Below are 8,213 nucleotides of genomic sequence, written 5' to 3'. Positions count from 1 at the left end.
TAATATTAGCTTGATTAACAAGCACTTTTCCATTTGTCAGGTCAATGATTTTAACCAGGGAATCGAACATGTGATTCTTTCTGCTCGCCAAAAAATCATAGGTACTCATGTTTTTTTCCGCGTCCGATTGCTTCGATAGTCCACCATCATTAAAATAGTCTTTCTTTTGGCAGGAAGCAATTGCGAAACATACAAAGCCAAAGACTATGATGATGTTCTTTTTTGATATATAATTTTTCATACTAATCTTAAATAAAATTTAACCATTATTGCCAGAAGCTATTTTGAGTGATTACGAATCCACTTTGAGAGATTAAAGTCTGATTGATTGGCAGCAACCATGCGCCTTTCGTATACCAATCTGCCTGTGTTATTTTCGAATAGGCAGCAAGTTTTCTGGTTCTAACGTAATCAAAAAATATTTGCCCTTCGCCCAGTAGTTCTTTTCTACGCTCCAGCAAAATAGTGTCTTGAAGATTGCCTCCACTGGTATACAATCTGGCTTTTGCCCTTGCTCTTACTTTATTTAACCAAGTTATGGCGTCTGCTGGTCTATTGACTTGCGTGCTTGCCAAAGCTTCTGCCCTTAGCAACATAATATCAGCCAAACGGGTAATGATAATGTTGGATTCGTTGATATTTTGAGAGGTAGTATCACCTTGCACCTGTAAAGTTCTGTACTTGCCTAAGTATGGACGGGCAGGGGAATTATTTTTAGGCGAATTCGTTAACCAGGTAGACTTACGTCCATCTACTTCTCCAGCAGGAAACATTTGTGTAAGCAATGCAGGTGGTGGACATAGTAGGTATAATTCTGTACCACCCCCACCATCTGACTGATCGGTATACCAGGGTCTTCCTAACGTACGATTGTACACCTTATTTTTTTGTACTTCTTTTAAGCTGGCATCGAAATTTAATTCAAAAATACCTTCCTGAGATTTTCCAATAAAGATTTTTAACAACTGCGTTGTATCCGTAATCAGGCTGTATTGTCCGTTATTAATTACGCTGTCGCAAAGTTTTTCCGAACCACTATAATCTTGTAACCAGGCCAACACATGTGCCTTTATTGCCCAGGCAGCACCTTTTGTTGCTCTAACCGCCTTATCTCCGGCAGAATATGCAGGCAGAAGATTGGCACTTGCTACATCTAAATCCTTTTTAATCTGGTCATAGACTTGGGCCTGTGGCATTCTGGGAATATTATCGATATCCACCGAACTAAGGTTCATTGGAACATCCCCCCAAAAACGGGTAAGATAAAAATAGGTTAACCCTCTTAAAAAGCTGGCTTCGCCCAAACTCCTGCGTTTAGCGGCCTGGTCATAATTTTGAATCGTAGGAATTTTCTCTAACACCAAATTACATTGCGCAATAACTCTATAAAATCCACTCCAATCTCCACCACCATTGTTTAAAAGCGGCGTAATCGTATTGGTAGCAATTAAAGTTTCCGGTCTGGTATTGCTCGATTGGTTATAACTTTCGAATGTATTTGCCCGCACATCGCCCAATAGAAATACTTTATCTGGCAATACTGTACGTAAAAAGGAGTACGCGGCAGCCACAGCTTTATCAACATCAGCCGCTGTTTGAATAGCATTTCCTGCCGTCGGTACTTGTATTACTTCCGGATTCAGCACTTTTTTGCATGAAAAGATCAGTAAACTGTATATCAAAAATAGACCTGCTATTTTTCCTAAATTATTTTTTTTCATAAGATTAAAATTCAAAGTTGAAACCTATATTAAATTTCTTCGGAACAGGGTATCCGTTACCAATATCATAACCAAAGTTGTCTACGTTTTCGGGATCAACTCCATGGTATTTGGTGAGGATAAAAACATTCTCCAATCCACCAAAAACACGTAATCTTCTAATTTTAGCTCTTTGTAAAAACTTAGGTGAAAAATCGTATCCGAAAGTAATATTACTTAACCTTACAAAGCTTCCATCTTCTAAAAACAACGAAGTATTCGTTTCATAGTTACCTATAAAATCGTAGCTGGAGAAAAGGTAATAGCGCCAAGGGTTGAGTACAGGATATTTCGCATTGGTATGCGTTGGTGTCCATACGTCAAGGTCAGACACATCTAGCAAATTGCTTTGCCCTCCAGGATAATTTACATTGTTACTGGCTGTCCAGCTTACCGACTTGATTCGATCTGCCAACACTTTATTATACACTTTATTACCTATAGAGTAGTTTAGGAGAAAGCTCAGCTGAATTGATGAATTGTTTTTTAAACGAAAAGAAATATTATTTGAAAAGCTTCCGGTAACTTTAGGGTTAGGATCGCCCATATAAACTCTGTCACTATTTCCGCTTCCATCGATTCGGCCGTCTCCGTCTACGTCGCGTAAATGAATATCTCCTGCATGGTACGGATCCTGAGATGCAAAAGGCCCCACTGGACGCAATTTACCTCCAGTATAAGGATTAATAGGCACAGAGGCTTCATCAGGAAAAACGCCCAGATATTCCAGTAAATAAAATCCATTTAATGGCTTACCAATCTGCAAATAGGGTTGTCCAATGGTATAACCTGTTCTCGAAATACTTCTGCCGAAGTCTGGAAGTTTGGTCAGCTGATTTTTATTCGTTGTGGCTATTAAGGTCATGCTGTATTGCAACCTTTTATCTGGTGCGGTCAAGTATCCTGTAATTCCAGCCTCAAAACCTGTATTCAGTACGGCGCCGCTATTGACACTTTTTTGAGCATATCCACTTGTGCTGCTTAAAGGAGTTGTAAACAAGAATCCGTCTTTTGCTTTATGGTAATAATCAAATGTTGCAGTTAGACGGCTTTTAAAAAATTCTAAATCTAAACCTAGTCCATAGTCTTTGGAAGTTTGCCAGGTTAAATCCGGAATCTGCAAGCCGTTAGCTCCTGCGTAATTTGGCGCCAATATTGGCGAACCATTATAGGTTCCAAGAGCACCGCTACCTGCTCCCGTGTTATAAGCACCTAAAGCCAGATAATTATCCTGATATTGCTGTCCGGCTTTACCAATACTTCCTCTTAACTTACCAAAGTTAAACCAGTTACCCACATTGTTTATAAAGAAATTTTCTTTGGTAAAAACCCATGCTGCAGAGGTAGACAAGAAAGTACCCCATTGCTTATCTTTACCAAACTTAGATGAACCGTCTTTCCTGATTACACCTTGAATAATGTATTTCTTATTAAAATCGTAGGACAACCTTGAATAATAGGATAGCAGCCCGTAGGTAATGTTATTGGTTTGTAATGAAATATCTGATTGGGAATAACCTTGAATAACTTGCTGAGCATCATTTGGTCCATTTACGCCACTCCCATAAATGTTATCATTGCTATTGGTGTTGATCGTATTACCAACTAAGAAATCAAAAGTATGCCCACTGGCAAAAGTATGATGCAATCTAATATTGGTCTCACTCAAAAGATCTAAGGTTTCCTGAGCATAATAAGACGCTGATGCCTTACCGTTTACATTTGCTGCCGATGGGTTAAAATTTCTTGTACGATAGAACTGATAGCGTGCTGAACCTCTGGATGATACGTTAAGATAATCCGTGATGTCCAAACTTCCTTCTAATTGAGCGGATAAGTTTCTCGTTAAATCAATATTAACACCTTTGTTATAAGACTCTAAAAAGGCATCATAATAACCCGAACTGGGCCCGGGCTGAAATGAAGAAGAAAAATTATTACCAATTACAGCAGCATTAAAGGTATCTCCACGACGCTGGCTAGCATCTTGTTGATTCACATTTACCCTACCCGTAATTGTTAACTTTTTTGTTGGGTTAAAAACACCTTGATAGGTTAACGAATATCGTTTATAACCAGAACTTAATACAACCCCATTTTCACTATAATAATCTGCACCTAAACGATAGCTCGCATTTTCGGTTGCACCGCTAACGCCAAGGTTAACACTATATAATGCAGCATTTCTAAAATAGAGGTCTTGCCAGTTGGTAGAATTATTATAGAAGCTGTTCAAACTATCTGTTAATTCAATTGGAGGGCTAGATGTTCCACCACCAACTTTCGAACTCTGGTAGGCATTAAACAAATTCAATTTGAAATTACGTTCTGCCGCTCCGCCATATGTTTTTCGAAGCTGAGGTGGTGTACTGCCACCGAATTGTGTATTTAAAGTTACAACGGGTTTACCTGCCTTGCCACGCTTTGTTGTAATGATAATTACGCCGTTAGCGCCTCTTGAACCATAAATAGCTGTTGCAGCCGCATCCTTTAATACGTCTACACTTTCTACATCAAAAGGATTTAATCCGCCTAAAACACTCGAAATAGCTTGTCTGGGATTTGATGGATTAAAAGTATCCTGATCCAACGGTACCCCATCAATAATAAATAATGGCGTACTGACCACATTAGAATTTGCAGAACTGGAAAAGTCTGACAAACCTCTAATTGAAATATTACTTCTTCCTCCGGGTTGACCAGAATTGTTTTGAACGATTAATCCCGGTGCGAGTCCTTGCAACAAACCTTCAATAGAACCGCTCGGCCTATTTTGTAGTTTTTCTCCATCAACGTGACTAATAGAACTTGGGTTGATGTGCTTATCCTGTTTACCATAACCAATAACGACTACGTCCTTCAGTTTGGATTCATCCTCTTCCAGGGTAATCCTTAAAGTCTCGATTCCTCTGACAGCGACTTCTTTTCTTTTATAGCCTATATAAGTTAAAACCAACACATCATCATCTTCAACATCTATGCTGAACTCACCGCTTCTATCACTGATTTTTGTCGTATTCTTATTCTTTATTTTAATTGTTACCCCCGGTAAGGGTAAGCCTTTAGCATCAATGACTTGTCCTTTAAATCGCTTGAGCTGAATGTCGGCCAGGGTTGATTGCTCTTCTCGCTTTCGAACAACAATTGTATTCTGATTAATTGCAAATGTTAGTGGTTGTCCTTCAAAACACTTCTCCAGTACTGAAATTAAAGGTGCATTTGTTACTGTAAGTGAAACTGGCTTAGTCTTTTTTATCAGCTGCAGACTATACAAAAATGTATATCCGCTTTGCTTCTTGATTTTAACAAAAAGCTGCTCCAAAGATGCATTCTTTTCAGATAGGGTGATATTCTGAGCAAAACTGCTTGCACTTACCTGTAAAAATGCAGTAATCATTATCATAACGGTCAGTTTTATGCGCATGATGATCTGTCTTTTATTATATAGCCGACTATGTTCATAAGCCGGTCGGCAATGAATATTTTTATTCATACTTTTGTTTAGTTTGGATTAACAATAAATGGTCTTCGAAAATTCATTTGGTACGGTCCAGACAAACATACCGGGGAGGTGGTTCCAAGCACCTCCCGGTTTTTTATCCAGATAACCATTGTGTGGTGGGTCGTTATCTCTTCATATGATTTGGTTTAGGTTTGTTGATTAGGTTATTTTTATTTATTTTTCATAGGGAAGATTAATTTGCAATTACAGTAAGCTTTCTACCTTCCAGTTTAAAATGCACCAGACCGGTTAATTCCAGTGTTTTAATAATTTCAGAAACATTTTGATAGCGGGCTACTGAACCTGCAAAATCTATATTACCTATGTTATTTTCATAAATGACTTCCAGGTTGTACCAGCGTGCTATTTTACGCATCACCGTTGCTGCACTTTCATTATTAAAAACAAAGTAACCATCTTTCCATGAGGCCACCTCATTCACATCCACCTCTTTCACATGCATGGTATAATCGTTAAGCTGCGCTTGCTGTCCGGGAATTAAAACAATTGTTTTTTTATTAATTAAAGACCTGACGCTTACGCTCCCTTCCAGTAAAGAGGTTTTTGTATGGTCTTCTTCTTCATAACTATTGATATTAAAATGGGTTCCCAAAACTTCAACAACCTGATTTTTAGTCTGGACCTTAAATGGCTTTTCTTTATTCTTAGCAACCTCAAAATACCCCTCGCCCGTCAATTCTACGCTCCGCTCATTGCCGTCAAAATTCACCGGATATCTTAACGAAGATGCCGCATTCAGCCACACCCTGCTTCCATCAGGAAGATTTACCTGGTACTGCCCACCTAAAGGCGTTTGTATCGTATTGTATAAGCCGGCTGTATTCGGTGCTTTATTGCTAACAACATTATAAACCAATTGGCCGTCCTTATTCTTAACAATCCTGATCCCAGCTTGATTTGCGACGACACCACCAGCGTGGACATTATTAAGATCTACTTTAGTTCCATCACCGAGCGTCAATACGGCCTTATTTCCGCCAGGTTTAATATCATTTGAAATCTGACTCCGACTGATTTGATGATAAACCGGAGCATTATTCTTAGTGTAATAAAAAAACAAAGCTGCAGACAAAACTGTAAGTAAAGAAGCGGCAATAGCCAATGCCACCTTAAAGCTCCTTCGCTGAGGCTCCTGCTTTTTTTCCTGGAAGGGGATTACAGGTGTTTCAATATGATTTAGTCCATGCTCTATTCTTGAAATCAATCCGGCATCTGCATTCCCATGGTCATTTCTTTGCTCCAGCATTTCCTCCCACCAGCTCAGAACCGTCAGAAATTCAGACTTATCAGCACTACTAAGCCATTCCATGAAAGCATCTTCCTGTTGCTTTGTACAGTTCCCTGATGACATTAATTCTAATAATTCTTTTACTTCCTGCAAATTCATGACAATAAACCCATTTAATAGTGAGACAGGAAGAGTTTAAGATTAGATACCCCGGATGCAAAAAAAATTTAATGTCGTATCCCTACGGAAAAACAAAGGGCAATAAATGCCGTGAGGTCTGCATGTACTTTAAGGTATTCTTTTACATATCTGGTAGCAGCATACAACTGTTTCTTGACCATAGATTTAGAGATATTCAACGTTTCAGCAATCTCATCCTGTGAAAGTTCTTCGTGTGTACTCATTTCAAATACACGTTTCCGTTTTGGTGGCAGTGTATCTATAGCACGCTGAATAACCTCATTATACTGAGAATAAATGAAGTTCTCATCGGTAGTATTCCCTGCGAGCTCACTGTGTTGAAAAATATAATCTATAGCTTTTCGCCTAACCTTACTGTGTTCATGAATATTGATCAGCTTGTTTCTGGCCATGCGGTACAGATAACTATTGAAAGATTTTATCGCTGATAAATCTTCCTTCCTTTCCCATATTTTCATAAACATATCATGAAGAATCTCTTCTGTATCCTCTTTGGAATACCGGACAAATGGAAAAATATATTTATACAATTTAGGAAGATAAAAGGTATATAATGTTGTAAACGCAGTGCGACAGCCCAAAGAGGCCTCCTGAAGCAACAAATGTTCCTCTTCCAGCGCAGTTACAACTTTACTCTTCATTCCAATATTTTATCTGCTTAAATTAATGTACACTCAAACATAATAAATTTAAGATAACATTTGTATAACTGCTATCCGATAAAAAGCAATCAAATTGATGGCTGCTTAATAAATGACTTTCTAAATTCAGCCGGGGTAATCCCTTTGCTCTTTTTGAACTGCCTGCTTAAATGGCTTTCATCCGAAAAGCCCAGTTCCTGGGCAATCTGCCCAATAGGATAACTACTGAAATGGAGTCGTTCTTCCACCATATTCATTCTGTATTGCGTGATGTAACAGTGTAAACTTTCTCCTGTAAGTTTCTTAAAATACTCTCCAACATAACTTGCTGATAAATTGAACTGCTGGGCAAGATGCTTAATCCTCAATTTTTGAGGAATATTGATATTTTGATTAATATAAATGATAATGCTATTAATCAGGGGTTCCGGATACTGTTTATCCGGACTTGTTACAGGTACCTTGGCGACATTCCGGGATATAACATTCAACACCATGGTCACCATTAGCTGAAGGTTTTCGCGATGGTAAACATCCTTATTTGCATATTCGGAGATCATATTTCCGATCAATGATGAGATCATCTGGCAATCTGCATCACTTCTGATGAGCAGACGTTCAAACCGATTGTGGTGAGTGAAGATGTTTTCAAGTTTTTTTAACCAAAGCAATAGATTTTCCCGCTCATGTTTGCCTCTGTACTGTTCAAGAAAGGTACCTGAAAAGCGGATGGAACAAAAACGCGTAGGTGTACAACTTTCAAAACCTCTGCAGTCCATCGGAGTGAACAGAAATATACCACCTTTATCATAAGGATATTGGTTATCGTTTACCATGCGGGTGCCCTTTCCTTCAATGAT

The 8,213-nt window shown here is 38.6% G+C and carries 5 protein-coding genes and 1 pseudogene; all 6 read right to left on the bottom strand.

Annotated features, from left to right (window positions below; all coding sequences use genetic code 11):
- Positions 1–241, bottom strand: a pseudogene (locus VNZ46_RS01905) (hypothetical protein); the annotation flags it as partial.
- A gap of 25 nt (positions 242–266) precedes the next feature.
- Positions 267–1,721: a RagB/SusD family nutrient uptake outer membrane protein gene (locus VNZ46_RS01900; protein WP_325558375.1), complete on the bottom strand. Its 1,455-nt coding sequence runs from the start codon at positions 1,719–1,721 to the stop codon at positions 267–269.
- 4 nt (positions 1,722–1,725) lie between these two features.
- A complete protein-coding gene (locus VNZ46_RS01895; protein WP_325558374.1) occupies positions 1,726–5,163 on the bottom strand; it encodes a SusC/RagA family TonB-linked outer membrane protein in 3,438 nt (1,145 codons plus the stop codon).
- 292 nt (positions 5,164–5,455) lie between these two features.
- Entirely contained in the window at positions 5,456–6,670 is a 1,215-nt protein-coding gene (locus tag VNZ46_RS01890) for a FecR family protein (protein WP_325558373.1), read from the bottom strand.
- Positions 6,671–6,738: 68 nt separating this feature from the next.
- A complete protein-coding gene (locus tag VNZ46_RS01885) occupies positions 6,739–7,353 on the bottom strand; it encodes an RNA polymerase sigma-70 factor (protein WP_325558372.1) in 615 nt (204 codons plus the stop codon).
- An 89-nt stretch (positions 7,354–7,442) separates the two neighbouring features.
- On the bottom strand, positions 7,443–8,213 hold a 771-nt coding region (locus VNZ46_RS01880; protein WP_325558371.1), incomplete at its 5' end, for an AraC family transcriptional regulator.

Source organism: Pedobacter sp. (assembly GCF_035566355.1).
Classification (GTDB): Bacteria; Bacteroidota; Bacteroidia; order Sphingobacteriales; family Sphingobacteriaceae; genus Pedobacter.
The sequence above is the reverse complement of the archived record's forward strand: the minus strand, read 5'-3'. Positions and strand labels throughout refer to the sequence as shown.